Annotated in this window: 31 protein-coding genes; all 31 read right to left on the bottom strand. The window is 71.8% G+C overall.

The genetic code is table 11. The features are described 5' to 3' along the window. Positions 1-7: 7 nt before the first annotated feature. Complete coding sequence (locus AC02VZ_RS13395; RefSeq protein ID WP_381311525.1) at positions 8-460, bottom strand: hypothetical protein; 453 nt, start codon at positions 458-460, stop codon at positions 8-10. After that, entirely contained in the window at positions 453-1,193 is a 741-nt protein-coding gene (locus AC02VZ_RS13390; RefSeq protein WP_432054672.1) for a tryptophan synthase subunit alpha, read from the bottom strand. The genes AC02VZ_RS13395 and AC02VZ_RS13390 overlap by 8 nt, the downstream gene beginning before the upstream one ends. Before the next feature lie 94 nt (positions 1,194-1,287). Continuing rightward, positions 1,288-1,815: a hypothetical protein gene (locus tag AC02VZ_RS13385; protein ID WP_432054673.1), complete on the bottom strand. Its 528-nt coding sequence runs from the start codon at positions 1,813-1,815 to the stop codon at positions 1,288-1,290. Between the two features lie 58 nt (positions 1,816-1,873). After that, a complete protein-coding gene (locus AC02VZ_RS13380) occupies positions 1,874-2,632 on the bottom strand; it encodes a hypothetical protein (protein WP_432054674.1) in 759 nt (252 codons plus the stop codon). Between the two features lie 31 nt (positions 2,633-2,663). Further along, on the bottom strand, positions 2,664-3,389 hold the full coding sequence (locus tag AC02VZ_RS13375) for an SPDY domain-containing protein (RefSeq protein WP_432054675.1): 726 nt from the start codon (positions 3,387-3,389) through the stop codon (positions 2,664-2,666). A gap of 191 nt (positions 3,390-3,580) precedes the next feature. Further along, on the bottom strand, positions 3,581-4,339 hold the full coding sequence (locus tag AC02VZ_RS13370) for a hypothetical protein (RefSeq protein WP_381311535.1): 759 nt from the start codon (positions 4,337-4,339) through the stop codon (positions 3,581-3,583). Then, complete coding sequence (locus AC02VZ_RS13365; RefSeq protein ID WP_432054676.1) at positions 4,336-4,845, bottom strand: hypothetical protein; 510 nt, start codon at positions 4,843-4,845, stop codon at positions 4,336-4,338. Before AC02VZ_RS13365 ends, AC02VZ_RS13370 begins: the two co-directional genes overlap by 4 nt. 124 nt (positions 4,846-4,969) lie before the next feature. Next, positions 4,970-5,428: an XF1762 family protein gene (locus AC02VZ_RS13360; RefSeq protein ID WP_381311537.1), complete on the bottom strand. Its 459-nt coding sequence runs from the start codon at positions 5,426-5,428 to the stop codon at positions 4,970-4,972. Then, the gene (locus tag AC02VZ_RS13355) at positions 5,425-7,215 is read right to left on the bottom strand and encodes a type IV secretory system conjugative DNA transfer family protein (RefSeq protein WP_432054677.1); all 1,791 of its coding nucleotides are present in this window, start codon (positions 7,213-7,215) and stop codon (positions 5,425-5,427) included. The genes AC02VZ_RS13360 and AC02VZ_RS13355 overlap by 4 nt, the downstream gene beginning before the upstream one ends. A 33-nt stretch (positions 7,216-7,248) precedes the next feature. Further along, a complete protein-coding gene (locus AC02VZ_RS13350) occupies positions 7,249-8,025 on the bottom strand; it encodes an SPDY domain-containing protein (RefSeq protein WP_381311541.1) in 777 nt (258 codons plus the stop codon). A gap of 2 nt (positions 8,026-8,027) precedes the next feature. Further along, positions 8,028-8,387 carry a hypothetical protein gene (locus tag AC02VZ_RS13345; protein ID WP_381311543.1) on the bottom strand — a complete coding sequence of 120 codons (360 nt, stop codon included), beginning with the start codon at positions 8,385-8,387 and terminating at the stop codon, positions 8,028-8,030. 230 nt (positions 8,388-8,617) lie between these two features. Beyond that, positions 8,618-9,439, bottom strand: a complete 822-nt coding sequence (locus AC02VZ_RS13340; RefSeq protein WP_432054679.1) for an SPDY domain-containing protein — start codon at positions 9,437-9,439, stop codon at positions 8,618-8,620. Further along, positions 9,436-9,789, bottom strand: coding sequence for a hypothetical protein (locus tag AC02VZ_RS13335; protein WP_233644951.1), 354 nt, complete (start codon positions 9,787-9,789; stop codon positions 9,436-9,438). Before AC02VZ_RS13335 ends, AC02VZ_RS13340 begins: the two co-directional genes overlap by 4 nt. 26 nt (positions 9,790-9,815) lie before the next feature. Continuing rightward, positions 9,816-10,619 carry an SPDY domain-containing protein gene (locus AC02VZ_RS13330; RefSeq protein ID WP_381311548.1) on the bottom strand — a complete coding sequence of 268 codons (804 nt, stop codon included), beginning with the start codon at positions 10,617-10,619 and terminating at the stop codon, positions 9,816-9,818. Further along, positions 10,616-10,999: a hypothetical protein gene (locus AC02VZ_RS13325; protein ID WP_052836952.1), complete on the bottom strand. Its 384-nt coding sequence runs from the start codon at positions 10,997-10,999 to the stop codon at positions 10,616-10,618. Before AC02VZ_RS13325 ends, AC02VZ_RS13330 begins: the two co-directional genes overlap by 4 nt. 276 nt (positions 11,000-11,275) lie before the next feature. Beyond that, positions 11,276-11,683, bottom strand: a complete 408-nt coding sequence (locus tag AC02VZ_RS13320; RefSeq protein ID WP_381311550.1) for a hypothetical protein — start codon at positions 11,681-11,683, stop codon at positions 11,276-11,278. 17 nt (positions 11,684-11,700) lie between these two features. Continuing rightward, a complete protein-coding gene (locus tag AC02VZ_RS13315; protein ID WP_381311552.1) occupies positions 11,701-12,348 on the bottom strand; it encodes a hypothetical protein in 648 nt (215 codons plus the stop codon). Continuing rightward, positions 12,345-13,103 carry a hypothetical protein gene (locus AC02VZ_RS13310; RefSeq protein WP_381311554.1) on the bottom strand — a complete coding sequence of 253 codons (759 nt, stop codon included), beginning with the start codon at positions 13,101-13,103 and terminating at the stop codon, positions 12,345-12,347. The genes AC02VZ_RS13315 and AC02VZ_RS13310 overlap by 4 nt, the downstream gene beginning before the upstream one ends. Positions 13,104-13,129: 26 nt before the next feature. Next, the gene (locus AC02VZ_RS13305; protein ID WP_381311556.1) at positions 13,130-13,834 is read right to left on the bottom strand and encodes a hypothetical protein; all 705 of its coding nucleotides are present in this window, start codon (positions 13,832-13,834) and stop codon (positions 13,130-13,132) included. 13 nt (positions 13,835-13,847) lie between these two features. Continuing rightward, complete coding sequence (locus AC02VZ_RS13300) at positions 13,848-14,696, bottom strand: relaxase/mobilization nuclease (RefSeq protein WP_381311558.1); 849 nt, start codon at positions 14,694-14,696, stop codon at positions 13,848-13,850. Further along, positions 14,693-15,220, bottom strand: a complete 528-nt coding sequence (locus tag AC02VZ_RS13295) for a hypothetical protein (RefSeq protein WP_381311560.1) — start codon at positions 15,218-15,220, stop codon at positions 14,693-14,695. Before AC02VZ_RS13295 ends, AC02VZ_RS13300 begins: the two co-directional genes overlap by 4 nt. Positions 15,221-15,477: 257 nt before the next feature. After that, positions 15,478-15,915 carry a hypothetical protein gene (locus AC02VZ_RS13290; RefSeq protein WP_476475419.1) on the bottom strand — a complete coding sequence of 146 codons (438 nt, stop codon included), beginning with the start codon at positions 15,913-15,915 and terminating at the stop codon, positions 15,478-15,480. A 100-nt stretch (positions 15,916-16,015) separates the two neighbouring features. After that, positions 16,016-16,489 (bottom strand): hypothetical protein, encoded by a 474-nt coding sequence (locus AC02VZ_RS13285; RefSeq protein ID WP_381311564.1) that lies wholly within the window; start codon positions 16,487-16,489, stop codon positions 16,016-16,018. Between the two features lie 190 nt (positions 16,490-16,679). Further along, complete coding sequence (locus AC02VZ_RS13280) at positions 16,680-18,470, bottom strand: vWA domain-containing protein (protein WP_476475418.1); 1,791 nt, start codon at positions 18,468-18,470, stop codon at positions 16,680-16,682. Beyond that, the gene (locus tag AC02VZ_RS13275) at positions 18,467-19,609 is read right to left on the bottom strand and encodes an AAA family ATPase (protein ID WP_432054705.1); all 1,143 of its coding nucleotides are present in this window, start codon (positions 19,607-19,609) and stop codon (positions 18,467-18,469) included. The genes AC02VZ_RS13280 and AC02VZ_RS13275 overlap by 4 nt, the downstream gene beginning before the upstream one ends. Positions 19,610-19,800: 191 nt before the next feature. Beyond that, positions 19,801-20,022 carry a hypothetical protein gene (locus AC02VZ_RS13270; RefSeq protein WP_381311654.1) on the bottom strand — a complete coding sequence of 74 codons (222 nt, stop codon included), beginning with the start codon at positions 20,020-20,022 and terminating at the stop codon, positions 19,801-19,803. 37 nt (positions 20,023-20,059) lie between these two features. After that, on the bottom strand, positions 20,060-21,250 hold the full coding sequence (locus AC02VZ_RS13265) for a hypothetical protein (RefSeq protein WP_381311570.1): 1,191 nt from the start codon (positions 21,248-21,250) through the stop codon (positions 20,060-20,062). Next, positions 21,247-21,705 (bottom strand): hypothetical protein, encoded by a 459-nt coding sequence (locus AC02VZ_RS13260; RefSeq protein WP_432054683.1) that lies wholly within the window; start codon positions 21,703-21,705, stop codon positions 21,247-21,249. Before AC02VZ_RS13260 ends, AC02VZ_RS13265 begins: the two co-directional genes overlap by 4 nt. A 38-nt stretch (positions 21,706-21,743) precedes the next feature. Beyond that, the gene (locus AC02VZ_RS13255; protein ID WP_381311573.1) at positions 21,744-22,850 is read right to left on the bottom strand and encodes a hypothetical protein; all 1,107 of its coding nucleotides are present in this window, start codon (positions 22,848-22,850) and stop codon (positions 21,744-21,746) included. Beyond that, positions 22,843-23,586 carry a glycosyltransferase family 2 protein gene (locus tag AC02VZ_RS13250; RefSeq protein ID WP_381311656.1) on the bottom strand — a complete coding sequence of 248 codons (744 nt, stop codon included), beginning with the start codon at positions 23,584-23,586 and terminating at the stop codon, positions 22,843-22,845. The genes AC02VZ_RS13255 and AC02VZ_RS13250 overlap by 8 nt, the downstream gene beginning before the upstream one ends. A gap of 43 nt (positions 23,587-23,629) precedes the next feature. Continuing rightward, positions 23,630-24,130: a hypothetical protein gene (locus tag AC02VZ_RS13245; protein WP_432054684.1), complete on the bottom strand. Its 501-nt coding sequence runs from the start codon at positions 24,128-24,130 to the stop codon at positions 23,630-23,632. Positions 24,131-24,217: the final 87 nt, after the last annotated feature.

Here is a 24,217-nt window from a genome sequence, read left to right as displayed (position 1 = left end):
TGTCGCGTCACTGGCAGGGGGCTTCCGGCCACTCGCGGGCGTCGCAGAGGGCGGGGATGCGGTCGAGGAGGTCGGCGGCCGACTCGATGAACTGCTGCGGTGTCGGCCCGATCAGGACGACCCGCCGTGATGTGGCGGCGGCCTGGCGGCGCTGGTTCTCCACGGCGCGGGCAAGAGCAGCCGTCAGTTCGGCAGCGGCGTCCTGGGCGGCCTTGGCGATCTGCGCGACACGGTGAAGAAGCAGCAGGTCCGTAGGGGAGGGACGCGACGTCTGGCGGCTGCGGGTGAGAAACAGCCGCAAAGCGATGCCGGCGAGGTCCTGGGCGTCAGTGATGCGCGCGGCCAGTGCGGATGCGTCCCGTTCGGCGGGCAGGGCACGCAGGGCCTGGTGCAGACAGGACGCGTCGGAGGCGATGCGGGACAGGACCGGGACCGGGACCGGGTTGGTGGTGTCAGGCACGGGTCTCCGTGGTGGCGTACGGGTACAGGGCGTGGGCGAACGCGGTGGTGAGCGCCGGGGCCCGCTCGGGGGAGGCCATCAGGGCGCGGACGACGGGGGTGCCGATGACGACGGCGTCCACCAGTGGCGCGACGCGTTCCGCGAGGGCCGGGGTGGAGATCCCCACGCCCGATACGACGGGCAGGGGGCTCGCGGCGCGAAGGCGTGTCGTGAAGTCGGCGAGCGCGGGCACGTCGAGCGGGCCGCGGTAGCCGGTGGGGGCGGTGCTGGCGGGTGCGTAGAGCCATCCCGACGCACCGGCGGCCACGGTGGCGAGACCGGTGTCGGCGAGGTGGCGGGGGACGAGGCGTGGGGTGGAGAGGTTTGCGTCCTTCGCTGCGGCCTGCCAGCGCTCTGCCTGGTCGTCGGGCAGGTCGACGACCATCGCCCCGGCGGCGCCCGCGTCAGCGAGCAGTCGGGCCAGGCGTTCGGGGCCGTGCCGGCTGACGGGGTCCCAGTAGGTCATGACGACGGTCGGCCGAAGGCCAGCGGCGTGCTCGACCGCGCGCAGGGCGCGGGCGAGGACGTTTCCGCGGCTCAGGGCGCGGCGGTAGGCGGCTTGGATGACGGGCCCATCGAGGCCGGCGTCATGGTGGGCGTGGCCGATCTCGAACAGATCGGCGCCGGCCCGAGCGATCTGGTCGAGCTGACGGCGCTCGGCGCGGGCCGGATGCAGTCCGGCGGGAGCGAACACGCCGAGCGCGCACCGGGGTTGTGCAAGGAGGGCCTGGAGGGAGTCGGTGGCGGCCAGGAGATGCCTTTCTCGGAGGGCGGGCTGTCGCGGCAGGTCAGCGGTGACGTGGTGCCAGCGTGGGCGGGGAGGCCACGGGGGTGGTGGCACTGCCGTGGGCGGCCTGGGCACGGGGCGTGGTGGGCTGGTGGTTGAAGGCGGGGGCCACGCGGTCGAGGGCCTGGACGATCTGCCGGGCCTGGTCGTGAGCAGTAGCGAGCTGCTCGGCGACATCGGTGGGGAAGTGGTCCCACTGGGCTCGGTACTGGTAGCGCTGGATGATCTCGGCGGCGTTGCGCAGCTGCTCGGCGACCTGCCGCAGGACGGCGGTCTTCCGTTCCGGGGTGGTCGCGGTGTGCGTGGCTTGCAGAAGCGCGTCCAGCGCGGTGGGCAGCGACTCGTCGGGCGTGGGAAGGCCGTAGAGGGCGGCGTGCAGTGCCTGGGCGTAGACCGTCACGGGTCCGCCCCGACCGCGGCTGCGGTACTCGATGGGGGCTTGCCGGCGGGCGCCGAAGCTGACGGTCACGTCCCGGGGAGCGGCACCGGGGTGGAGCTGGTCGGCGAGGGCACGGGCGAGATCATGCACGGTGGGGGTGTCGGACGTGGAAGCTCCTCGGATGGTGGTGCCGGATGCGGCGGGGTGGTCAGCGGGTGCGGCGAGGGGCCGACGGTGTGGTTCGCGGACCGGTCGCGGGAGCTGAGCGGCGGCGGGCGCTCGCGGGGATGTCGGCTGGTGTGGGGATGCCCAGGTGGACACGCGCGCTGAGACCGTGGGTGTACGCGTGTGCCTCGGCAGCGGTGACGGCGCTGAGCAGTTGGCGCTCGTCCAGCCCGTCCCGAGTGCGGTAGGACGCGCCGTCTGCTGTGGGGACGAAGCCGTGTTGCTCCAGCAGCAACCGGGCGGCGGTGGTCGAGGCAGTCACGGCAACCGTGCCGTCCCTGACCTGGAAGTGCAGGTCTGGGCCGCCTGCCGGCTGGTCGGGACTCCAGCGGGTGGTCCAGGAAAGGTCGACGAGGTCGTGGGTGTGGGCCAAGAGCCCGTACATCGCCACGCCGGCGCGCTCGTGTACGTCCTGCGCGATGCCTGGAGGCAGCAGGTAGAGCCTGCGGCCGTGGTGTTCACGAGGGAGGAAGCCGGCGTCGGTGAGCAGCCGGTCGGCGTCGCGGATGGGGCGGTTGAGGATGACGAAGGTGTGGCCGTCGTCGGTGGACCCGATGAATACGTCGGGGATGTCCAGGAGTGACACGGTGGTCCAAGGGATTCGGAAGTGCAGGCCGGGAGGAATGGCAGTGCGCTCGCGGCAACGGACGGGTACGTGCAGCCGAGTCAGGGCGTCGTTGTGCCGGGTGAGGTAGCCGGCGAGGAGCAGGAGGTGCTCGGCCGGCCCAGTCGGCTCGTTCATCTGGGGATGACGGGTTTCGGTGAGGCCGGTGTCAGCGGCGGCGTACGACGCGGCCGAGCTGGGCGCCGGCGTGGTGGACGTGTGGGTTCACGGCGGCTCGGTGCACGGGGGTGATGAGCGCGTCGTCCAGGTTTTGCACGAGGTAGGGGACGTCACGGAAGGTGCGCTCGACCGGGGTGGTCGTCGCGAGGTGGGTGAAGAACTGGGCGACGAGCCGCTCGGGGGTGTCCTGGGTGAAGGAGGCGTCCCAGTGGGTGTCGAAGCCGTCGTACACGTGGTGCCGGAAGCGCCACGGGGTGTCTTCCGCCGGAGTGTGCTGCAGGTGGCAGTGGCCGTCGGGCGAGGTGAACGTGTCGTCCTCGCGGTGCCAGTGGTTCAGTTCGGCGATCTGCGCGAGGGGGGTGGTGGTGAGCGGGATCCGGTCGATGTGCCGGTCGTCGCCGAGCAGCTGGGGCAGAGCCTGGGTGACGGCGGCGATGGCCTCGATCGGGGTCTGCCGGGTGAAGCGGGCTTCCCAGTACGGCTCGTGGTGCGCGAGGGACCACCAGTGGCCGTGGGTATGCCGGGAGTTGAAGTTGATGAACAGGCTGCCGTCGGGGCTGTGGACGCTGATGCGTCCGCTTGCGCGATCGTGCTCGCTCGGCCAGCCGAAGAGGTGGACCAGCGGGCCGATCGCATCGGCGAGCCGGTCGATGCCCGCTCCCGCCAGATAGCGCGGGGAGACCAGGACCCGGTCCTGGGGCGCGAAGGGCCTCACCGCCGGGCCTTGTACCGCAGGCGGCAGTGGGCCAGGACTGATCGGGTGCAGCGCGTCGGTGCCGGTGTGCAGGAGACGTCTGGGAGGCGTGCGGGCGGGGCCTCGTATCCGTCCACCCGGGCGCGGGGTGGATCCGGGTGTTGGGTGCGGTTGTGCGAGGTCATGGGCTGCTGTGGGCTCCGATGGGTCGGTTAACGGCTGCGGGCGGCCGTCTTGGCAGCGGTGGGTGCGGGCGCGGGCGTCGTGCCGGGCGCCCTGCGAGTGGGCGGGCTGCTGATGGCTGTGGCCAGCGCGGCGGTGCCGGCGGGAGTGAGGCGGACTCGGTCTTGGAGCGGGCCGCCCACATAGGCGGCAGGCGCGGACTGCGGAACGCGCTCCGCGAGCCCCTTTGCCTCCAACGCCCGCAGTGTGCCCATGAGCACGCGCTCGTCGCGGTAGTGGACGTTTTGCCGTCCCAGGGAGCTGGTGACCACCACGTTTCCGCAGGCGATCTCCCACAGGGCGGTGTGGTGAGCGGCGGTCAGGGTGTGCTCCGGACCGTCGCCTGCTGCCGTCCCCTGGCGGCGTCGGATTTCGTAGGCGAGGGTGTTGGCGCAGCCCATCGCGGCTTCGGGTGCCAAGGCGGTCAGAGTGCGTGCCATCGGGAGCTGCTGGTCCGCGGAGGCGCTACTCAGGAAGGCGAGCTGCTCAAGGCGGACCACTGCGTCCGACAGGTCGGGACTGCGGAAGAGGCGTTCGTCGGTGACCGCTTTGAGGGCGGTGCGGGTCGCAGAAGCGAGTCGCTGGGCGGAGGCGGCGTGGGCGTTGGGCTCGGATGGCGGATGGGCCCGCAGGAGACGGTCGAGCATGTCGTTGTGCTGCACGTACTGGTCTGCGAGCAGCAGCAGGCGCTCAACCGGCGTCGGCGGGGCGGCCACGTCGAACAGGAAGCCCTCGGGCGGTGTCGTCATCCGCGGCGCCGGGCAGCGAGCACGGGCGGTGTGGAGGGCGCCTTCTGCGGGCTGGGTCCGTGGGCCTCGGCGATGAGTTGCCGGTCTTCAGCGCGCGCCGAGAATGAGGCGAGGCGTCGGGAGAGCCGTCGCGTTACGGCGCGATAGGTGGTGGCCGCTTGCTGCATCTCGACACCGGCACGGCGGAGTTGATCACGGCTGGTGGCGGGGGTGGGGTCGGCGTCCTCGTACAGCAAGATCTCGGTGCGGTGATGGATGGCGAGGTTGCACAGGGTGGCGGCCAGTGAGATCTGGGAGCAGGCGCCGGCGAGGAGCGCCAGGTTGTCGGCCCCGTCCTTCATTGCGGGGTATTGGCTGACCGACAGGTCGTGGACCTGGCGCGTGCACTTCGTCGCCAGCTCGTGCACTCGCAGGCTCAGGGGTGCGATCTCTCGGACGGGCTTGGCGATCTCGCCCTCCCGGATGCGTGCCGCCTCCGCGGACAGCTCCTTCAGGGCGGGGGCCACCTCGCCGAGAAGGCGGGGTGTGTTCGGTCAGGTCGACGGTGTGCAGGACAACTCCGGGAGGACGCGGGGCGGTACGGGGCAAGGTGAGGATGGTGGGTCCGTTGCGGCGTAGGAGCGGGCTCGGTCAGAGGGCTTCCCACAGCAGGCGGGGGACGTGGTCGTTGCCGTGGCCGGCTCGTGGGCGGGACGGGGTGTGCCATCCGGCGCGGGGCGGGCGGCTGGCGATGACGTGCCACCCGGCGCCGCGCAGTGATGCGCCGCTCTCGCCGTCCTGTGTGTAGGTGATCAGCCGTCGGTAGCCGAGGGCTTTCGCCGCCCGCCACGCGGCGCCGTAGAGCAGTGAGTTGGCGTTGCGGGCGCCGTCGGTGGCGGTCCGGGTGACTTCGAGGGTGGCGCCGTCGTCCAGGTGACGGGCCACCGGCCGGCCGACGATGGCCACGGCGCGCAGCGTGCCGGTCTCGTCGGCGGCGCCGACCGCGAAGATCTGTCCTGCGGGCGGCGGGTGGTGACGGTGCCAGGTGCGCACGAAGTCCTTCGCCTCACGGGAGCGGACCGGCACCAGGTGCAGCGGTATGTCGCTCACGCGGCCGTCCCGAAGTCGGACTGTGTCGGCGCGTGTTTCGCGACGGCGCGAGCCGTGATGGCCTTCGATGCACGGGCGGACGCCGCGGACAGTTCCGCGGCTCCTGGCTCTCGGTACCAGGGCCGCAGGTCGAGCATGGCGGCGCGCATGCCGGTGGCGAAGCAGAGGGCGGTGCCCTTGGGCAGGGCGCGGATCGCGTCGGCGGGCAGGATCCGTTCCTGCCGCATCGACACCGACGTGCTCTTGCCGGACTCCGAGTGCGAGGTCGATGTGGTCTCGACGTCGTGGTCGCCGATCAGGCGGGAGAGCTTGTCGGCGAAGTCGGGGTCGTCGATGCCGGAGCCGATGACCTTGACGGTCGAGGCGGACCACATGGCGTCCATGCCCGTGTCTCCCCAGACCTTCTGGCCCTGGCGGTAGGACTGGAGGATGGTGATCGGGATGATTCCGCGGGAGCCGAGGTGGGAGTACAGGTCCGGCAGGTCGCTGATCTTGCACACGTTGGCGGCCTCGTCGAGGATCGCCAGCATGGGCGGGTCCAGGCGTCCGCCGGCGCGTTCGGCCTGGGCGGTGGCCGCACGCATGACGGAGTCCGCGCACGCGGCGATCAGTGCCGAGGCCCCGCCGCCGCCGTCCTTGCTCAGCAGGAACAAGGTGTCGGTGGAGGTGACAAACTCCGAGGGGCGGAACTCGGGAACGTCCTTCTGCGGGGTGACCCAGGCGGCGATTTCGTTGTTCAGCAGGGCGGCGGCGTACTGGCGGGCGGTCTCGTAGATCCCGTCGCGCGTTTCCGGGGGGCCCTCGACGGTGCCCTTGAGCTGGGCTGCGACGGCGGCGAAGTCGTGGTCGCGGAGGATGTCGAGCGGGGTGCGGTCGGCGGGGAAGGCGAGCCACTGCATGATGTCGGTGATGGGCCGCTCGTCGAGCGCTGCGGCCAGCAGCAGTTGGGACAGGATGTTGCTGCCGGCCTTGGACCAGAAGTCGCCCTGCTGGGAGGCGTCCACCGAGGCGGCGAGGAAGTGTCCGGCGAGCCGGTTCGCCCCGTCCAGGGTTTTCGCGCTGGCGAGGGGGTTCCACCACATTTCGCGTGCGGCGTGCGCGATCTGCTGGGGGTCCATGGTCCACACCTGCCCGACGCGGGAGCGGGCCTCGTATGTGGCGGTGAAGGCGTCGCCGGCGGCCTTGTTCGAGGTCAGCAGGACGGGGCCGGGCGCGGCGAGCATGGAGGGGATGGCGAGCGAGGTGGTCTTGCCCGAGCGGGGCGCCATGATGGCGACGGCCACATCCTCATAGCCCATGCGCACCTCGTGCCGGGTGTTTTGCAGGTTACCCAGGAGGATGCCGGTGTCGCGGGCTTCGATGTGCTTGGCGTCCTTGAGGCTGGGGCGCAGCGAGCGGGCTTTGTCGGTGATCGCCTTGGCCATCAGGGGCTCGATGTCCCGGGCCTTGGCCATGCCGGTGATCTTCTTCCGGCTGCCGCCGCGGTTCTTGTGCCGGAGCCACAGGGCGACCGCCGTCCCCACGAGAGCCAGTAGGAGCAGAACGGGAACGATGCGTGCCCCGATGAGCAGGGACGTTTCTCCCAGAGCGGGCCAGACCTGCTCGGGGTGGAGCAAGGCGTTGGTCGGCTGGTAGGGGGCCCAGCTGGTGCCGGTGAGGTAGGCGGTGAGGTTGCCGCACAGCCAGGCCAGGTGGGACAGGGGGACGACGACGGCGAGCACGCCGAGCAGGAGGCGCAGGACGAGGTCGTATCCGTCGGTGTTGCTGCTGGAGGAGGAGGGGGGCAAGGGGCTAGGTGCTTCCGGGCGGGGACGGAGGGATCAGCGCTGGCGGTGGCGCTCGGCCTGCGGCCGTTGCGGAGGATGCGTACTGGTCGTCGGCGGGCCGGATCGGCGTGCGGCGAGGGAGCGGATGCGTTCTTCCAGGGCGCCGGCGACCTGCTGGGCGGGTACTTCCCGGTGCGAGCGGGTGATGAGGTCCGGGTTGCGAGTTGGGAGGCTGGAGGGGCTGGCGGTGCGCGGCACCGGTCGGGGGTCGGTGAGCGCGGTGGTGAACGCGGTGATCAGGTGGGGTGGGGTGTGCTCGCTGAAGTGGGCTTGCCACAGCAGAGTCCGGAAGTCGCGGAGGGCGGTGTCGACCCACCAGGCCCTGGTTGTCACGTCGGCCTCGACGCGGACGGTGCCGTCGGGTGAGGCGAGTCGGTGGTGGTTGTAGGCCGGAGTCCAGCCTGCTTTGAGAAGCGGCTCCTGCGGATCCCAGTTGTCTGCTGGATCGGCCATGGGATCGGTCAGCGCATCGGTGAACGTCGCGATCATTTCTACGGGGGTGCGGGCATCGAAGCTGGCGAACCAGGCGGGCCGGTCCGGCGCGGGGGCGTGCTGCAGAGTCCACCACCGTCCGTCGGGGTCGGGCTCCAGCCGCAGGAGGGCCTTCTGGTCGGGGCTGGAAAGCAGGACGCGGGGCATCAGGGGGTCGTGACCGTAGCTCCAGCCGCAGGCACGGTGGAGGGGGACGGTGATCCAGGCGGGGTCACCGCCGCCGGCCAGGTGGCGCGGTGCGACGTAGTCGATGTCGACGTTGGCGGGGACCTCGGGCATGGTCACCGCCCCCTCGCGCCGTGTCCGCTGCGCCGGGACGTCAGGGCGGGAAGCTGCGGGCGCTTCGGCCGGGACGGTGCTCGGCGTGCGGCGGCCTGGATGTCGAGGATGACGCGGCCGTGGCAGGCCCAGTCGTCCAGATAGCTCCAGCACTCTGCGTGGTGCTCGTCCAGCGCATCGACGTACGCGTCGCTGCCCGGACCGGCGCCCTCGGGGAGCTGGGCCCGGGTCTCTTGCCACCGGGCGTCCAGGGCGTCGAGGTGGCTCAGTGCCTCTTCCAGGATGGTCAGCTGCCCGGGCCAGCTGTCCCGCGTGAGGTGTGCGGGCAGGTGCTGGAGCTGGAGCCGGGCGGTGACCAGCAATTGGCGGGCACCGGGGCGGATACTGGCGAACGCTGCGGCGGTGTCTGCGTCCCGGACGGCGGCCCGGCGGCCGTAGGCGTCCTGGTCGAAGGGCCAGCCGTCCAGGTCCGTGTTGAACGCGGTGAAGGCGTCCCAGGACGCCAGGATCCGTTCACTGTGGCGCAGGTAGCGGTTGAGGCGCCGCAGTGACGTGCGGCGGTGAGAGGGGGAGATGGGAAATTCCTGTCGGTTCAGCGGCGGACGGCCGGCTGGGCAGTTCGGGTGTGCATCGGGGCCGGTGCGGGCTTCGTCTGACGTCGGCGGGCTGCGCGGACGCGTGCCGTGATGGCCTTGAGTCGGTCGGTGTGGGCGTCGACTACCTGCTGAGGGGAGAGTGGGCTTGGCTCCTGAACGGCCCTGTAATGGGCGGTCGGTTCGTGCATGCCGCGTTGGAGTGGAGCGGTGTCGGTCAGCGCGGTGACGAAGGCGTTGACCAAGTGGGCGGGGACGTTCTGGTGGAAGTGCGCGTGCCAGATGCGTCGGCCGCCAAGCTCGTGAAAGTTGGTCTCGTGGGTTTCGATGTGCCATTCCGGCGTGTCGTGGAGTTCGCTGACCGGGCGGTGTTCGATGGTGCACATGCCGTCGGTGGAGCGGGCTGCGCCGCTGTCGTCGCGAGCCCAGCCCGCTGCGTCGAGTGTTTGCCATGGGTCCGGCTGTGCGGCCGGTGGCGAGATGACCAGGGCGTCGGTTACGGCAGCGATGACCTCAGCGGGGACGAGTTCGCCGACGGCGGCGTACCAGTAGGGCTCGGCACCGAAGGGTTCGCTTGTCAGGTGCCACCACGCGGACATGTACCCGGACTCCGGGGTGAAGCGCAGGCTGTAGCGGTGGTCGGGGCTGGTCATGACCATGCGCGGGCTCAACGGATCGGAGGTGCGAGTCCAACCGGCGGCGGCGAGACCGTGTGTGACGTGCCGGGCGTCACCAGGGCCGGCGAGGTGGCGAGGGCTGGTGTCGAAGGGGATCTGCCAGGCGTGTTTGTCGGCGAACTCCGAGAGCTGCCGTTCGCTCACCGGCACCGGCTGCACCCCTGCTCGCTCTCGGCGTCGTCGTGCAGCGCCCGCAGCTCGTCCAGGACGTAGTGGAGGGTGTGTTGGTCGGTCTGTTCCCAGGCGGCGGAGCGCAGCTCGGCGATCAGGACGTTGACGTGCGCGGTGCGTGGGATGGCCTGGTGTTCCTGGATGGTGCGGGCGAGGGCACGCAGGGTGTCGGCGAGCTGGACGGGCAGGCCCGTGTACTCGTCGAGGAGCGGCTCGACGAGGGCGAGGGCTTCGGCGGGGTCGGGATTCTCGCGCAGGTACTCGGTGACGTCCGACAGCGTTTCGGTCACGGTGCGCAGGGATTCCGGGGTGGGGGCAGGCATCGGACTCCTTGAGAGGGGGAGGGTGGTCAGCGGCGGGTCCGGGCACCGCCGGATGGGGTGTAGGGGCGGGCGGTGGTGCGTGGCCGGGCGCTTCGAGCGCTGCTGCGGGCCCAGGTGGCGGCGCGGGCAGCTGTGATCCGGGCCTGTTGCCATGCGCTGAGTTGGGAGGGTTTGACGGAGACCGACCAGGTCCGGATCTGTGTGCTGTGCGGGACACGTCCGCGTGGGCGCATCACGGGGTCCGGGCCGGCAAGTTCGGCTGAGAAGGCTTGGATCAGGTGCATCGGCGTGTTCGGCGTGAAGTTGGCCGTCCAGCCGTTGCCCTGCTTGTCCTGAGCTCCGGTCCACCACATCGCCGAGCCATCGGCGCCCTGGTGGTAATGCATCCACGCGGCGCCGTCGGGGCTGGTCGCCATATAGTCCTGGCCCTCGAACCGCGTGTGCCAGTTCTGCTCCTGCAGAGGTGCCCAGACGTTGGGGGCGTGTGCGGAGTGGGGGTGGGTGAGGGCGTCGGTCAGACCGGCGACGATCTCCACCGGAGTCTGCCGGCCCAGGTGCGCAGACCACTCGGCGTTCGCCCCGTTTGCCCGGCCGTGGATGGTCCATCCACCGGGGAGGATGTAGGGGTCGTAGGCGACGCGGACGGTGCGGTCCGGGCTCTCCATGAGCAGCGGGCCGCCCTTCCTGGACTTGTCCCGCCAGCCCGAGGCGCGTAGGAACTCCGAGACGTGCCGGACGTCGCCGCCCCCGGCCAGGGCACGGGGCTGGACGAGGTAGTGCTGCTCTGCTTGCTCGTCCGGCCCCCAGCCCTGCCACTGCTTCTTCTTCACCGGCGCCGCCGTACGACGAGCGGGGCAGGAGCCGGAGGCTTCGCCGCGCTGGTGGCCGGTCGGGTGCCGAGGTGCTGGAGGAGGTCCTGGTGCTCGTCCAGGTCCAGGCTGATGTCGTGCAGTTCGTTGGCGGCACGGCCCAAGGCGAGCCATACCTCCGCTGGCAGGGCGCCTCGTTCCGCCTCGCTCTTGGCGAAGTGGCTGCCGGTGATGACGAGGTGAGTGACGCCGCCGAGGACTCCGTTGTCCGGGTCGAGGACGCGTGCGATGACCTGCGCTGCCTGGGGCGGGGGAAGCTGAGAGAGGTGGTCGGAGAGCTGGCCGAGCTGGCGGGTGATCTCGTCGGCCAGTCTCACCGGGTAGGGGGCGGGGTGGGACATGCTCCTCCGGGTGCGTGGACGGTCAGTGGTGGTGGCGCTGCCCGACGCGTTGCGCCTCGGTGGGGACGGCGTCCGGGCGGGCGCCCACCAGTGGGGAGGCTCGGTCGGGGCCGGCCGTGATGCAGGCGCGTAGATAGCGGCGGAACAGGGCGGTTGCGAGCCGGGGTTTGAGCCGATGGCTGATCGGTGCGGGTGTGCGTTCTGCTACGGGTTTCTCCGTGGAATCGGGCGGCGGGGAGGTGGGCGGCCCCGGCGTGGTGCCGGGGCCGCCCATGCTTACGGGGTGCGGCGGGCCGGTGCGGAGTGCGAGGGGGGACTGGCGGGCGCCGGTTGCTGCGGGGCGGGGCGGGCCGCGCGCGCCTGGAGGCGGTGCACGGCCTGCTGGTAGAGGGCCTCGTCGAAGACCTCGGGGTCGCAGTTGACCGTGTATCCGGCCAGGAGCAGGGCGGGGATGGCGCGGTTCGCCAGGCGTTTCTGCTCGTCGGCACCGAGGTGGTCGGGCACGGTGTGCCAGACGTAGAGCGGCTCGCCTGTGGGGTATTCGTGGCGTTCGAGGCCGAGCTGTTCCAGCAGGTCGTGGAGGCCGGCGGGGGCGCCGGTGGGGGTGTCGGCGTGGATGGTGGTCGTCAGGGCCTTGATGTAGATCTCTACGTCTGTGCCGTACTCGTCGGCCAGATTGGCCATACGTTTCATCTCCGGAGTCAGCGGCGGCGGGATACCGGGGACTGTGCACGGCCCGGTGCCGGTGCGGTGGTCGGCGGCTGCGCCGGGTGGGCGGCGTGATTGCGGGCGCGCAGGATGACGCGGGCGGCTTCGCTCAGGGAGTTGGCGGTGCTGCCGAGCCGTGCGATGGGCTCGGGTTCCTCGCCGGGCGCGGCGCCGTGGAGATCACTGGCGGCGATCCAGGCGCGGACGATCACTTCTCTGGTCAGGGGCAGCAGCCCGTGCACGGGCGCCGCGACCTCGGTCAGGACCTCGGCCACCGCGCTGCGGGTCTCGGCGGCCGAGGCCCGCTCAGCGAGCTGAGCGAGGTAGCGCATGGCTGCGTCACGGTCGCCGTCGGGGGCGGCCAGCATGTTCAGGGCGGGGTCGAGGTGGACGCTGTGGCCGGCGGCGAGCAGGGCGTGCGAGGCGGTGGTCGCCTTCAGGCGCTGCTGCTCGATGGGCAGGCCGTGCGGAAGACGGTGGTAGTCCCCGCGGGGCCCGGGAGCGGAGACGAAGCCGCCGGTCCGCTGGAGAATGTCCGCTGCCTTCTCGGTGCCGCCGATGGCCACGACCAGACCGGTGCGGGGGTCCTTGGTGATGGTGACATACTCCAGGGCCCAGAAGTCGGGCTCCGTCTGGTTCATCGCGTCCGGGCGGTGGGTGTGCGGGCGCCGGCGGGGGCCGGCGGCATGGATGCCGGGGCGGAGGTGGGCGCGTGACGTCCGGCGGGGTGCTGGAGGGCGGTGCCGATGCCGAGCGCGTCGAGCTGCGGGCCGATCTCGCGCAGCGCGCGGGCCTGGGCCTGGGTGTCGTCGCCACTCAGGCGGTAGATGCCGCTGTGCGGGTCCTGGACGAAGCCGTGGGAGGCGAGGATGGTGCCGGCCCGGTCGTCGGCAGGGGCCGTGGCGACGCTGCCGTCCGGCTGCCAGGTCAGGACGACCCGGTCCGGCTGGGAGGGCTGGATGCCGTCCAGGGCGTTGTGCCGGACCTGGGCGAGCGCACGGTCGTAGCGGACGAGGAGATCACCGGCGACCTGCTCGGCGCCGAGGAACGGGTCGTCGGTCAGGGCGATGCCGTTGGGCTCTGGGACGCTGCGGTACGCCTCGTCCGGCAGGGCGTGCGGGGCGACGGCGGCGAGGAGGAAGCCGTCGCGTTCGTCGTGCCGGTCGATCAGGACGAGCTGGGCGCCGTCGGGGCGGCTGAGGACGGCTGCCTGCTGCAGGGGGTGTTCGGTCAGGGAGGCGGCGATCAGGTCCAGGTCCCAGATGCGGTCGGTGAGTTCGGCTAGGTCGTCCTTCGCGTCGGCCGCCAGGTGCGTGCTGGTCCAGGTGTCGGGAAGTTCGCCGGCGAGGACGTCGGCGTAGGAGGCAAGGCGCTCGGAGGCGCTGTGGTCGTGCATGGTGTCCTTGGGCAGTTGCAGGGGCGTTAGCGGCGCAGTCGGGTGGCACCGACGGGTGGCGGTGCCGGGGCCGGCAGGGCACGCGGCGGGGGCGGGCAGGCGCACACCGCGGAGCGTTCGGTCTCGTGGTCGGGAACCTGCTCGGTGCAGGCGCGGCGGCCGGGGTGAGGGGCGTGCCGGTCGGCCAGCCGTTCGCGGGTGTGCGCGAGGTCGGAGTAGATGATGCGGACGTATTCGTCGGCGAGGTAGCGCAGGCGCCCGGCGGTGTACGGATCGCTCGCGTCGCCGAGGCCGTCGAAGAACTGGGCCAGGGCGCCGAGGGTTTCCTTGAACCCGGCGAGGACGCCGTCGTGGGGCGCGGTGAGTTCGGTGAGGACGTCGGCTGCCTCGGCGGTGTCGGTGGCCTCGCGCAGGCGTTCGGCGAGGTGGGAGACCGAGGCGCCGAGCGTGGGATAGGCCGCGGGGCGGGCTTCGGTGTCGAAGCGCTCGTCGCAGTCGACGTGGTACCCGACAGCCCGAAGGCGCCCTACGGCATCGGTGGCGAGACGGGATTCTTCGTCCTCGGTCAGGCCGGCGGGGGCGCGGTGGTAGTTCTCGTGGAGGCGGACGACAGCGACGAGTCCCGCGCGCTGGAGGATGCTGTGTGCCTCGACGTCGCCGCCGCGGGCGAGGAGTTCGCCGGAGTGCGGGTCACGGCGGATGTCCAGGAAGCGGTCGGTGGTGCGGGGCAAAGAGACGTTTCTCCTACGGAGATCGGTGGGCGGTGCGCCGGGCCGCGGCCGGTGCGGCGGCGGCCCGGGGCTGGGCCAGATGGGCCGCAGTGGCGTCCAGGTCCTGCTGAATCGCGTGGAGGCGGCGGGCGATCAGCTCCAGACGGTGCGCCGTGTCCGTGCCGGCAGCCCCCGGTTGGCGGGCGATCCGGTAAGCGGTGTGCTCGACCAGTCCGCGGACCGTGGCCAGCGGGCCGGCCTGTTCGTCGGCGAGCTGCGTGAGGACGCCGGCGAGCTGCGCCGATGCGGTCGGGACCGTACGGGCAGCGGACCACTGCGTGGTGCCGGTGCGGACGGGGATCAGGTTCAGGTCCTGCTCGATGCGGCGTGCTTCGTCCGCAAGCCGTCGCAGCATGTCGGCGGGAGGGGTGCGCCAGGTGCCGTCGAGGTGGATCAGGTTGGCGATCAGATCCAGACGTCCGGGCTGGCCCTGGACAGCGATCCACCGCCACCCGTGCTCTGCGGCGCCGGGCACCTCGATACCAGCGGCCCGTGCGAACCGGTGGGCGGTTTCGGACCACTCGGGGCCGGTCAGCTCCCGGTCGTTCGGATGGAGCCGGACGTCGAGATGGAGGATCGCGTGCCGGTCGTCGTCCGAGCTGGCAGCGAACGGGTGCTCCAGGTACGGATCTTCGAGATGCTCGGCCCACTCAACGGACGTCCAGGTCCTCTGCTCGTCGTCCGGGGTGTAGTAGTCCAGGCCCGGCCAGTGGGCGACCACGGTGTACTCCGTCAGGCCCTCGTTCGGGGAAACGGGCCGCCCGAGCGCCTCGGCCAGCGGCTCGCGCGGCGAGTGGGCCCTTGGGTGCAGGCGGGGGATCACGACGGCACCCCGCTCGACGCGCGGGTGGGTGACCGGTGCTGATGAAGGTCGCGGGCTGCACAGAGCAGCGAGCGCTCGCGCACCAGGTCGGCGTGGACCGAGATGTCTCCTGGCGGAAGACAGTCGATCGCCCTGTCGATGGCGCTCAGCCCCTCGTCGTACCGGCCCAGCCGGCGCAGGGCGCCGGCCACGCGGAAGAGGACGATCGGGTCGGTGCCGGTGGCGAGGGCGGGCCGGGAGCTGAGGGCCAGGAGACGCTCCGCACCCTCGTCCAGGTCCTGGCCGAGCCACAGTCCGTGCAGCAGGACGTGCAGGGTCTTGGGGTGCTCCTCGGCCTCGGTGAGGACCTCGTCCATGACAGTCAGGCCCTCGGGGCGGGACTGGCCAAGCAGCGCGAAGGCGTACAGGGCACGGGTATAGCAGTCCAGCGGCTGACGCGAGGTCTCCGCGAGCTGTTCGACGAGGCGCTGGAGGGTGGGACAGCGGAAGTCGAACCGCAGGGCGCTCAAGTACAGATGCGCCAACGTTCGGGTGGTGATCGGATCGCGGTTCGTTGCGAGGACATCCTCCGGGGACAGCAGGCCCAGGACGCTGCGGCCGGCTGACCGTGCCGCCCAGGCGGCGTCCGCGCACACCTCGGCTGAGGTTTTCCAGTCGGCCCGGATGCCGTGGAGGTCTTCGGCCAGGTGCAGCGGCCAGGAAGGATCGTCCGCAGTTGCGGTGGCTCGGGCCCTGGCCTTGTGGAGCGCAGCGGCACGGTCCGGGCGGTTCGTGGGGGGAGTCACCGGCCGCCCCTGGCGTCTGCGGTGTGCACGAGCTGGCCCAGGGCGGTGGTGGTGTACCAGCCGCAGTCGATCAGCTCGTCGCGGCCGGCGAACCGCGTAAGGAGGGCGTCTTCCATGGCCCGCAGGTAGATCAGGCAGTCCGGGCAGCGGCGCGAGAGGTGCACGAGGTAGCGGGGATGGGCGGTGACGTAGGACTGGGCACCACCGGTGGGGTCACGCAGTCGCCATCCGTCCTCGTCGGTGGGGGTGTGCCAGGAGGGGGCGACGATGCGCATGGAGTCTCCCCAAAGTTCTCCGCCGGCCACCCCCTTGAGGACGACGACGGTGTCCCCGGCCTGAAAGTGGGCGTGAGTGATATCTCGGGTGGGAGTGAGCGGGTCGGGGGTGAGGGCGGTGACGGGGGTGGGTTGATGGTCCCAGAACGGAGGGAGCACGCGGTTCCTTCCACGCGATGGCTGTCGGGGTGGGAGCATCAATAGTCCGGAGGAACGCCGGTTTGGCTAACCGGCGTTTCCCGGCTATGTTGCCCCGCCGTCAGCGGAACGGATTCTCCGTCCCGCGGTCCGCCTCGGTGGCTGCGTCGAGCAGTTCGAGCAGGTCAGTACCTTCGGCGTCACGCTGGTCGATCCACCACCCGGCACGAGTTACGGAGCGGGCCTTCTCCTCCAGCTCCGCCCAGTCCGCCTCGTCCCAACTGCCCTCGACGACCAGGGCGGTGTGCGCGGCCATCATCAGCTGATGGCGGGAGCGCTCACCCCAGTCCAGGGCCTTGGCCGGGCCCTCCAGCTGCGGCATGTCGAACTGCTTGGCCCAGGTGGCGGCTGCCTCCTGCTCCTCGGCGCGCTTCTCCGCGAGCCACTTCTCCTTGGACTCGGAGTCGGCGTCGCGCGCTGCCTTCCAGCAGTCGGTGCAGTCCTTCGACGCGAGCCAACGGGCGAAGCCGGCCCGCTTGTCGGCGGGGCGGTTGGACAGGTCGTGATCTACCCGGTGGGAGCAGGCGTGCTCCACGGTCCAGTGCGTACTTACCCCCGGGGAATTCCGTTTGATGGGCGTTACGTTCGAGGTCGGGCTGCTGCTCTGGGGCTTCAAATCGAGTGCCTTTCGTTGACGGTTGAGGTTGCACGAGTCATGCGACGGACAGGGGTGGTCTGAAGTGCTTGGCGGTGGTCTCGGGGACGCTTCCGCCTTCTGCGTCGTCTCAGCGGGTCCTGCGGATGGCGTCTGTGGCCGCCTTGGCGATGGCGGCGGGAGCGCTGGAGGGCTGGGGCAGGTGCAGCAAGGTGGTCCCGGGCAAGTGGCGGGATTCCGCGGTGAGGGTGAGCTGGAGTACGGCGCAGCCAGCGGTCGTGAGCTGCTTGACGCGGGTGACGGCTTGAGCGGTTTCGTCGCTGCCGTAGTGGGCGTCGGTGACGATCACGAGGAGGCGGCCGGCGCCGGGGCGGCTGAGTTCGAGGCCGTGGTCGAGTGCGTCGATGGCGTTGGCGAGGTTGTGGTGGCCGCCGGTGGCATCGAACGTCGTCACGCGCTCTGGTGCTCGGTGGGTGGGTCGGGTCAGTGCGGTCAGGTGCCTGTCGTAGGCGATGGTGGCGGTGCGGGAGTCGGGGTCGGTCAGGGCTGCTGCGCGTGCCACGATCCAGGCAGCGGAGGCGACGGGCTTGCAGGCGGCGCGCATGGAGCCGGAAACGTCGACGGCGATACCCACACGCAGCGGTGGGGTGGGGGAGTTTCGGCGGCGGGTGTGGGTGAACGGTTCCGCGGTGGGGACCGACCCGGCCGCGCGCTGAGCATCGCGGGCGAGGGCCGCGCGCATGTTGAGGCGGCCGGGCGGGGTGGGGCTGGTGGTCCGCTCCTCGGTCCGCTCGCGGTAGGCGGCGGCACGCAGGGCGCGGCTCAGGCGCGCGGCGGCACTCTGTTCGGCGGCGGTGGGCCTGCGTGTGCCGGTGACCGGGTTGCCGGAGGGTGCCGGTGTGCCGTCGGGGTGGACGGTGGTGCTACGGGCGTTGAAGACCGACTTGGCGGTGGCAGCGGCTTTGCGTCGCTGGCGGGCCCGCTGGGCGCGGTCCTGAGCCTGCGCCTTGGACCGTGACGCCATGGCGTTGGCCGCTGTGTCCTGTGCCGCGAGGTCGCCCGCGTCGGTGGCTGCCGCGTGGTCCATGACGACCCCCACGGCGCCGGTCAGCAGATCGGAGAGGCCCTCCGGCACGGGCAGGGCGGGGGCCGCGGCGTCCAGAGCGTCGCACCATTCTTGACCGTACGCGAGCATGGTCGTGGCGTCGTGGTCGGCGCACTGGTGGGCTGCGGTCCAGATGCGGGTGAGGGTGGTCAGCAAGGGCGCGCCCAGCACCTTTTCGCACAGATCGGCGACGGCCCGGGTCTCGCCGGCGTCCAGGATGCCGACGTCCCGGCGGCCGAGGATCAGGGCTGCCGCGGCGGCGGCCTGCTCGATGCCCTGGAGGGTGGGGTGGGCGATGTCGGGCATGACCAGGGTTCGGGCACTGGTGCGCAGGTACGTGCGGTCCGTGGGCCGCGTGATCAGGTGCGCGCCTTCGACGCGGCTCTCCTCCAGCAGGAGCGCGGCCTCGACGACACGGGGGTTGGCTCCGGCAGGCTGTGTCCAGACGGAGTGGGCCGCGTGCGCGGCCTCGTGGACGAACACTCCCCAAGCGGCGGGATACCGCTCCTCGTCGCCCACGATCCGCGGATGGATCTCGTGAGGCTGGAGGGGTGCGAACAGGCGGGCGTCGAACTCGACCTCGCCCAGCGTGGGGAAGAACGCGGCCGGTGCGCCGCTGCGCGTGCCGGGGCGGCAGGTGACGAGGAGGTCGTGGCGGCCGGAGAGGGCGACGAGCCGGTCGCCGAGTTCGGCTCCCACGCGCAGCCACGCGGCCGGGGAGGAGCGGGGTTGCGCAGGCGGGGCGCCGTCGTCGTCCCAGCGCGCGAGGTCGGCGTCGTCTTCCGGCGTGGACTGGATGTGGTGATGGGCACTCATCGCGGGCGGCCCCGGTGTGCGGAGCCGGTGCTGGCTGGGGGCTGCCGGGCGGCTGAGGCGGGGAGCTGCTTGCCGAGGGTGAGAGGTGCGATCTTCTTGATCCCGACAGCCTTCGTGACGGCGTCGGCGACGGCGTCGCGATCCTCCACAGGAGCGATGCCGACGAGGTTCGCGAGCGCGGCTTTGGTGCCGAGGACGGCCTCGGTCTTCTGGTAGCTGAGCAGTTCCCGCAGTTGGGGGGCCCAGCCCAGCTCGCCGAGTTCGACCTGCTGGGCGAGGTGTCGGGCGACCCGGACCACCCGGGCATCGATCCTCAAGGCCAGGGCGAGGTCGTAGTCCGTGCCGATCTGGATCTGCACGCTGAACCGGCTCGCGAGTGCCTCCGTCAGCACCGCCCCGTGGACGCCGGGATTGTGGCCCGCCACCACGTAGAAGCCCGGCTCGGCATTGATGGTCTCGCCCTTGTGGGCCTTGACCTGGATCTGCCGGCGCCCGTCCATCGCGGGATACAGCGCCGCCAGGACCTTCGGTGAGATCAAGGTGGCATCGTCGATCAGCAGGGCGCGGCCCTCGGTCATCGCGGTGACCAGCGGACCGTACTGGAAGACGTAGGCTCCCGCGTCGTCCTGTGTGTACTCGCCGATCAGGTCGCCGACCGTGGTGTCGCCGTCACCGGCGACGGTGAGCAGGTCCGGGAACGCCGCCTCGACCAGACTCGTCTTGCCGGTGCCCGGAGGGCCGTAGAGCAGCACGGGCACGTCGGCGTCGCGCAAGCGGTTCAACGCCTCGACGTCGGGCAGATCGGCCAGCTCCCGGGGGTGGTAAAGCTGGCCCCCCGCGCGGCGGATCGGGCCGGTCTGCCTGGGCGCGGCTGCTGCGGTGTAGGTCGTACGGGTCGTGGCCGCCTGGGCGCGGGGAGAGTGGGTGCCCGGTGGGCTGATCACAGCCCTCTGCGCGGCTGCGGCGGTTTTCGCGTTCGCGCGGAACTGCGGTTGTCCGGTCCCGCTTTGGTCCGCCTCGCCCCGTCGCACCAGGGTGAGGGCGGCGTTGCGGACAGCGCCGTGGGAGTGGCCCAGCTGCCTGGCCATGTCCCCGATGGTGAGCTTGTCCGTCGGCCGGTCGGCCAGCAGTCGGGCCACCTTGGCCCGTAGTTCGCCGCCCTTGGTGCGCGCTGGTCTGGTAGGCCCGGGTGTGGTCAAAACGAGAACCCTTCAACAGGTGTGGGTGGGGGCGGGGTGGGCGATGCGCTAAAGAGGCCGGCCGCTCTCGGAGGGGGTCACGGGCTGTGCCGACATCGGCGACCGGGCCAACCGGGGCGTACCGTCGGCGCTCACCGGCCGGCCGAGGGCTCGGTCCAGGGGCACGGGACGGCCGGCGACGAGCAGCTGGCTGGCTGCCGAGCAGGCCCGTGCGTGAGCTCCGTACCGGGTTCCGTCGCTCGGCAGGCGCAGCCGGGCGTTTCTTCGAAGCCGTCCTGGAGCAGGATCCGCCGGGCGGCGGCGTTGTAGCCGGTGGTGGTGATCTCGCCGGTGATGGTGTGCCGGATCGGCATGAACGGCTCTGCTGGTGCCTCGGGCAAAGCGGATCTCCTAACGGTGGCGGGCGGTCGTGCTGGCGCGGGGCGGCGGCGCCAGCGGTGTGGTGTCCACGGCCGGGCGCGGGCGGGCGCGCAGCACGGGGGTGCGGTGCGGAGGCAGGACGGCGACGGTCGCACCGAGGTCCTCGGCTGCCTCTTCGACTTCGCGGGTGAGGAACTCGATCTGCCGTCCCAGCGCTGAGAGGCGGGCGGCGATCTGACGGCCCTGCACAGTCTCCAGGGCGCTGGCGAACTGGCTGCTCGTCTCCAGAAGTTCCTGCAGGCGGACCATCGGGCCGGCGGCGTAGCCGCGCTGGACAGCTCCCAGGAGAGCGTTCGATGCGTCTCCGGCACTGTGGCCTTCGACGACGTCGCGGATGAGGTCCTGCAGGGACAGCTCCGGGGCCGGTGCCGGGCGGTTGAACCGGGAGATGTCCGAGCGCAGCACGCCGGGCGGGACCGGAGCGGGCAGGGCCTTGCCCGCCTCGTACTCGTGGGCGAAGTGCCCGATCACCTGCCAGCCCGGTACGCCCGGGTCGCCGCGCAGCGCGACCACTGTGGAGTCGTCGTCCTCGACCAGGTAAGCGAGGGTGATCGGCTGTCCGTCGGCGGCATACCACGACTCGGTCAGCTCCAGCGCGCCACGCGTCTGCGCGGCCCGGGCCCTGTCGGTCCACAGCTGCTGTTCCTCGTCGGTCAGCGGAGCCTGGTGGTGCTGGCCCTCGCGCTGGTCGGCGAGGTTGCTGGCGATCGGGCTGTGGTCCGCCCAGGCAGTGAGATGCGGCCACAGAGCCGCGTGCTGAGCACGTTCGGCTGGAGAGCCGGGCGCGGCCGGCCGGTCGAGGGCCCGGCGGATCTCGGCGGCGGAGGATTCCAGGCCGTCCAGGACGGCCCGCCACCCGGTCAGGTGCCGGGCGGGCGGCAACTCGTCGAGCGCGAGTCGGGCGGCAGCGAGGAGAGCCTCGGCGTGGGGGGCGAGGTGGGTGGTGTACGCCTCCAGCGCCGCCTTGTCACGGTGGGCTCGTGCGGCTGCGGCGGCGTCTGCGTGGACGGTGCGGCCGCGGCGGTCGCGTGTCCTGTCGAGGGCGGCATCGGTCTCGCAGTCGATGACGGCCATCCGCAGCCGGAAGTCGCGTGCCTTGCTGGCCAGTGCGGACGCTGTCGGCAACGGGCTGTCGGGGGCCGGGCTGCTGCTGCGGGTCATCGGGACCGCCCGCTGGCTGCGGCCGTCAGGTGGACGGTGGGAGCGTAGGTGGGCTTCGGCGGGATCGGCCGGGCCGACGGTAGGGAGGTGGTGAGCGTGGTGGAGCGCTGCGTCGTTCGGCCGGCGGCGGCCTGAGCGAGCCGGCTGCGGCGCTCCTGGAGTCCGTGGGGCCGGACGGGGCGCGGCGGGCCGGTGGAGAGGGCCGGGTTGAGGCGGATGTCGGCCTGCACGGTGTAGCCGTGGCGGCGCAGGTCGTGGACGGCCTGGCGGGTGCGTCGGACTCCGTCGCGCTCGGGATCGCTGAGGCGGTACAGCCCGGGTTCACCGGGAACGGGCTCGAACTGCTCGCGCTCCAGGAACCAGTGGGCGAGGTGCTGGGGAATCAAGGAGGTGAAGGAGGCGACGAAGCCGTGTTCCTTGTGGTCGCCGAAGGAGAAATGGGTGCCGGGTTGCAAAGGGGCGGAAGTCTCCAGACGTTGTCGGGGTGGCACGGTCAGTGGCTGCGGTACGCCGGCCGGGCCGCAGGGAGGGGGCGGGCTGGGGCTGTGACGGGGAAGGCCGGGCGGCGGTGGGGTGCGCTCAGACGGGCCTGGCGCAAGAACGCGTCGCCGTCGGTGAGCCACGTCTCGATGGCCGGCCACGCGCGTGCTCGGCGCTCCTGCTCCGCCACAGCACCACCGTGGACGAGGTCGTCGACCAGGGCTTCGGCATCGCTCACGGCGCCGGCCAGACGGGAGAGGGCTGTAGCGTCCTCGGGCCACGGGCTGTTCGCGGGCCGGCACCGGTCGAGCAGCGTCGGGGCGTGGTCGACGACGGTCAGGAAACGGCGCCAGGCGTGGTCGAGGAACAGCTCCGTCGAGGCGCCGAGAGCGGCGGCGCTCAGCGGGGTGGCGTCGCTGTAGCGGCCGGAAGCGTTCATGGCCTGCCAGGTGTCGTACTCGGAGCGGACGTCCCCGAGCACGCCAGCGATGGCCGCCGTCTGGCGGGCATGGACGGCCTGCTCGTAGGCGGGAAGGTACCGGTCGGTGAGGGCCTGAGCAGCCCGCCCGGGAAACGGCGGCAGGACGATGCTGCGCGGAGCGTGGGGATCGCCGTAGCCCCCTTCGAGCCCTTCCGGCGAGAAGGCGCCCACCAGGTAACCGAGATGACGGCCGGGCCGCTCGACGAACAACAGCGTCGTGCCCTGCGCCGCGTCGGTGAGGACCGCAGCGTAAGGGATCCGCTCGCTCCGGACGGCGCGGCCGAGGTCGCCGCTGTCCCAGATCCACGGGACCAGGTCCTCCTGCCAGGCCGGGTGCGCATAGACCTCGACCGAGGCATGCCACTGGCCGGGCAGCAGGCGCGCGAGGTCACGGGCGGCGTCGCCGATAAACCGGCGGCTGCTCGTGTGCACGCTGGCGCGGTGCCGCTTCGCGCACGTGACCAGATCGACCACGGTGGTCTGGGTGCCGTCCGCCGGCAGGTGCCAGACCCCGTCGTCGTCCCGCTGGAAGCCACTCTCCGCGAGGGCGGTGTGCGCCCACGGATACTGCTCGCCCGAGGCAATGGCGACGATCCCCGACTCCCGGCTGTGCGACAGGATGATCTGAGCCTCAGCCACGGACCAGGTCCTCGCCACCGCGCAGGACGGCGCGCAGGCTGCGCCCGTACGCCCAGGCGTGCTCCCGGGCCGCCGCCTCCAACTGGTCATATCCGGCCTGGACTGTCATCTGCCCGGGGTGCTTGCGGTACCGGTACACCGGCACCGGAAGCAGGATCCCGGGCGCCAGCGAGGTCACGCCGAGGGCCGCGCAGTAGTCCTCGCCCTGGACGAGGCCGCCCATGGGGGCGGCGCGCACGAGGTCGGTGCGAGCGAGGATCGTGGTCGGCCCGATGGGGATGGTGTCCGCAGGCGACTTCCAGTACGTCCACACCTCCCCGGCCTGGTGCCGGCCGGGCGGCGTGGGGCAGCGCCAGAGGGTGGTCGAGCCGTCGGGATGCTGGTCCTGGCTCCAGCCGGCGCACCAGCCGACGCCGGTCGACTCCAGGATGTCTAGCCGCACGGACATCGCGCTGTCCGTGAACTCGTCATCGTCATCCGCCCAGTTGACGTAGCGGGTACGGACGTGGGTGAGAGCGAGGTTACGGGCGCAGGCGGCGCCGACCGGCCGGGGCAGGGCCAGCGTGCGGACCCGGGGATCCTGCGTGAGCGAGGCCGGCAGGCGGTCCGGCGAGGCGCCGTCGAGCGCGATCACGGCCTCCCACGGCACGGACTGCCGGGTGAGGCTGGCGTGCATGGCGGTCAGGTAGTCGAGGCGGTCGTCGCGCAGGCGGGTGGCGATGACGACCGTAATCAGGGGAGCGGGCAGGGAAGTCTCCGGCAGTGAGAGGCGGTGCGGGTCAGCGGCGGGCAGCCGTGCGGGGCCCGGTCGGCGCTGCACCGGCAGCGGGGCGCGCGGTGCGCGAGGTGTTGGGCGTCCGGCGTGTGGTGATGGCGGGCCAGTGCGCCGGGTGGTCGCTGAAGGGGGTGCTGGGGTCGGTGTCCCAGGCCACGAGGGGACCCGCGCCTGTGTGAGCCATGCTGATCACTTCGATGCCCTGCGGATGCAGGATGTAGCCCCACGGCATGCCCAGTTCGCCGGCGGTGGTGGCGGTGACCGTCATGCGCACCGGGGGCGAGCCGTCCGGAGTGATCAGGTGATCGAGGGTCCGGCTGGGCCAGTGTTCGCCGCCGGTCAGCGCGGCCACGAGCGTGGGCGGGGCGCCGTCGAGGAGATCGGTGCCGAGTTCGTCCCAGCCGACGGCGATGTCGTCGATGAGGTGCTGGGCCATGGCCTCGACGTCGCGTCCGAACTTGTACTGGTAGGCGGCCAGGAGGAGCGAGAGGTGGTGGCTGGGCACGCCGTCGAGCTGGACGTGGATGCCGCTGTACCCCGTGCCGGCGGTGGGGCGGGCGATGAAGGAGTGTGTGGACAGGGAGTTCTCCGG

This window comes from Streptomyces sp. 3-6 (assembly GCF_056323165.1).
Note: the sequence above shows the minus strand (reverse complement) of the source record. Positions and strands in the feature narration are given on the sequence as shown.

What these genes read in the sequence shown, in the direction of transcription:
- AC02VZ_RS13270 (WP_381311654.1), bottom strand. Translation starts at nt 20,022, where the DNA reads ATGCCGATCCGGCACACCATCACCGGCGAGATCACCACCACCGGCTAC.
- AC02VZ_RS13350 (WP_381311541.1), bottom strand. Translation starts at nt 8,025, where the DNA reads ATGCCCGAGGTCCCCGCCAACGTCGACATCGACTACGTCGCACCGCGC.
- AC02VZ_RS13335 (WP_233644951.1), bottom strand. Translation starts at nt 9,789, where the DNA reads ATGCCTGCCCCCACCCCGGAATCCCTGCGCACCGTGACCGAAACGCTG.
- AC02VZ_RS13265 (WP_381311570.1), bottom strand. Translation starts at nt 21,250, where the DNA reads ATGACCCGCAGCAGCAGCCCGGCCCCCGACAGCCCGTTGCCGACAGCG.
- AC02VZ_RS13310 (WP_381311554.1), bottom strand. Translation starts at nt 13,103, where the DNA reads ATGCACGACCACAGCGCCTCCGAGCGCCTTGCCTCCTACGCCGACGTC.
- AC02VZ_RS13280 (WP_476475418.1), bottom strand. Translation starts at nt 18,470, where the DNA reads ATGAGTGCCCATCACCACATCCAGTCCACGCCGGAAGACGACGCCGAC.
- AC02VZ_RS13380 (WP_432054674.1), bottom strand. Translation starts at nt 2,632, where the DNA reads ATGAACGAGCCGACTGGGCCGGCCGAGCACCTCCTGCTCCTCGCCGGC.
- AC02VZ_RS13370 (WP_381311535.1), bottom strand. Translation starts at nt 4,339, where the DNA reads ATGACGACACCGCCCGAGGGCTTCCTGTTCGACGTGGCCGCCCCGCCG.
- AC02VZ_RS13320 (WP_381311550.1), bottom strand. Translation starts at nt 11,683, where the DNA reads ATGGCCAATCTGGCCGACGAGTACGGCACAGACGTAGAGATCTACATC.
- AC02VZ_RS13325 (WP_052836952.1), bottom strand. Translation starts at nt 10,999, where the DNA reads ATGTCCCACCCCGCCCCCTACCCGGTGAGACTGGCCGACGAGATCACC.
- AC02VZ_RS13315 (WP_381311552.1), bottom strand. Translation starts at nt 12,348, where the DNA reads ATGAACCAGACGGAGCCCGACTTCTGGGCCCTGGAGTATGTCACCATC.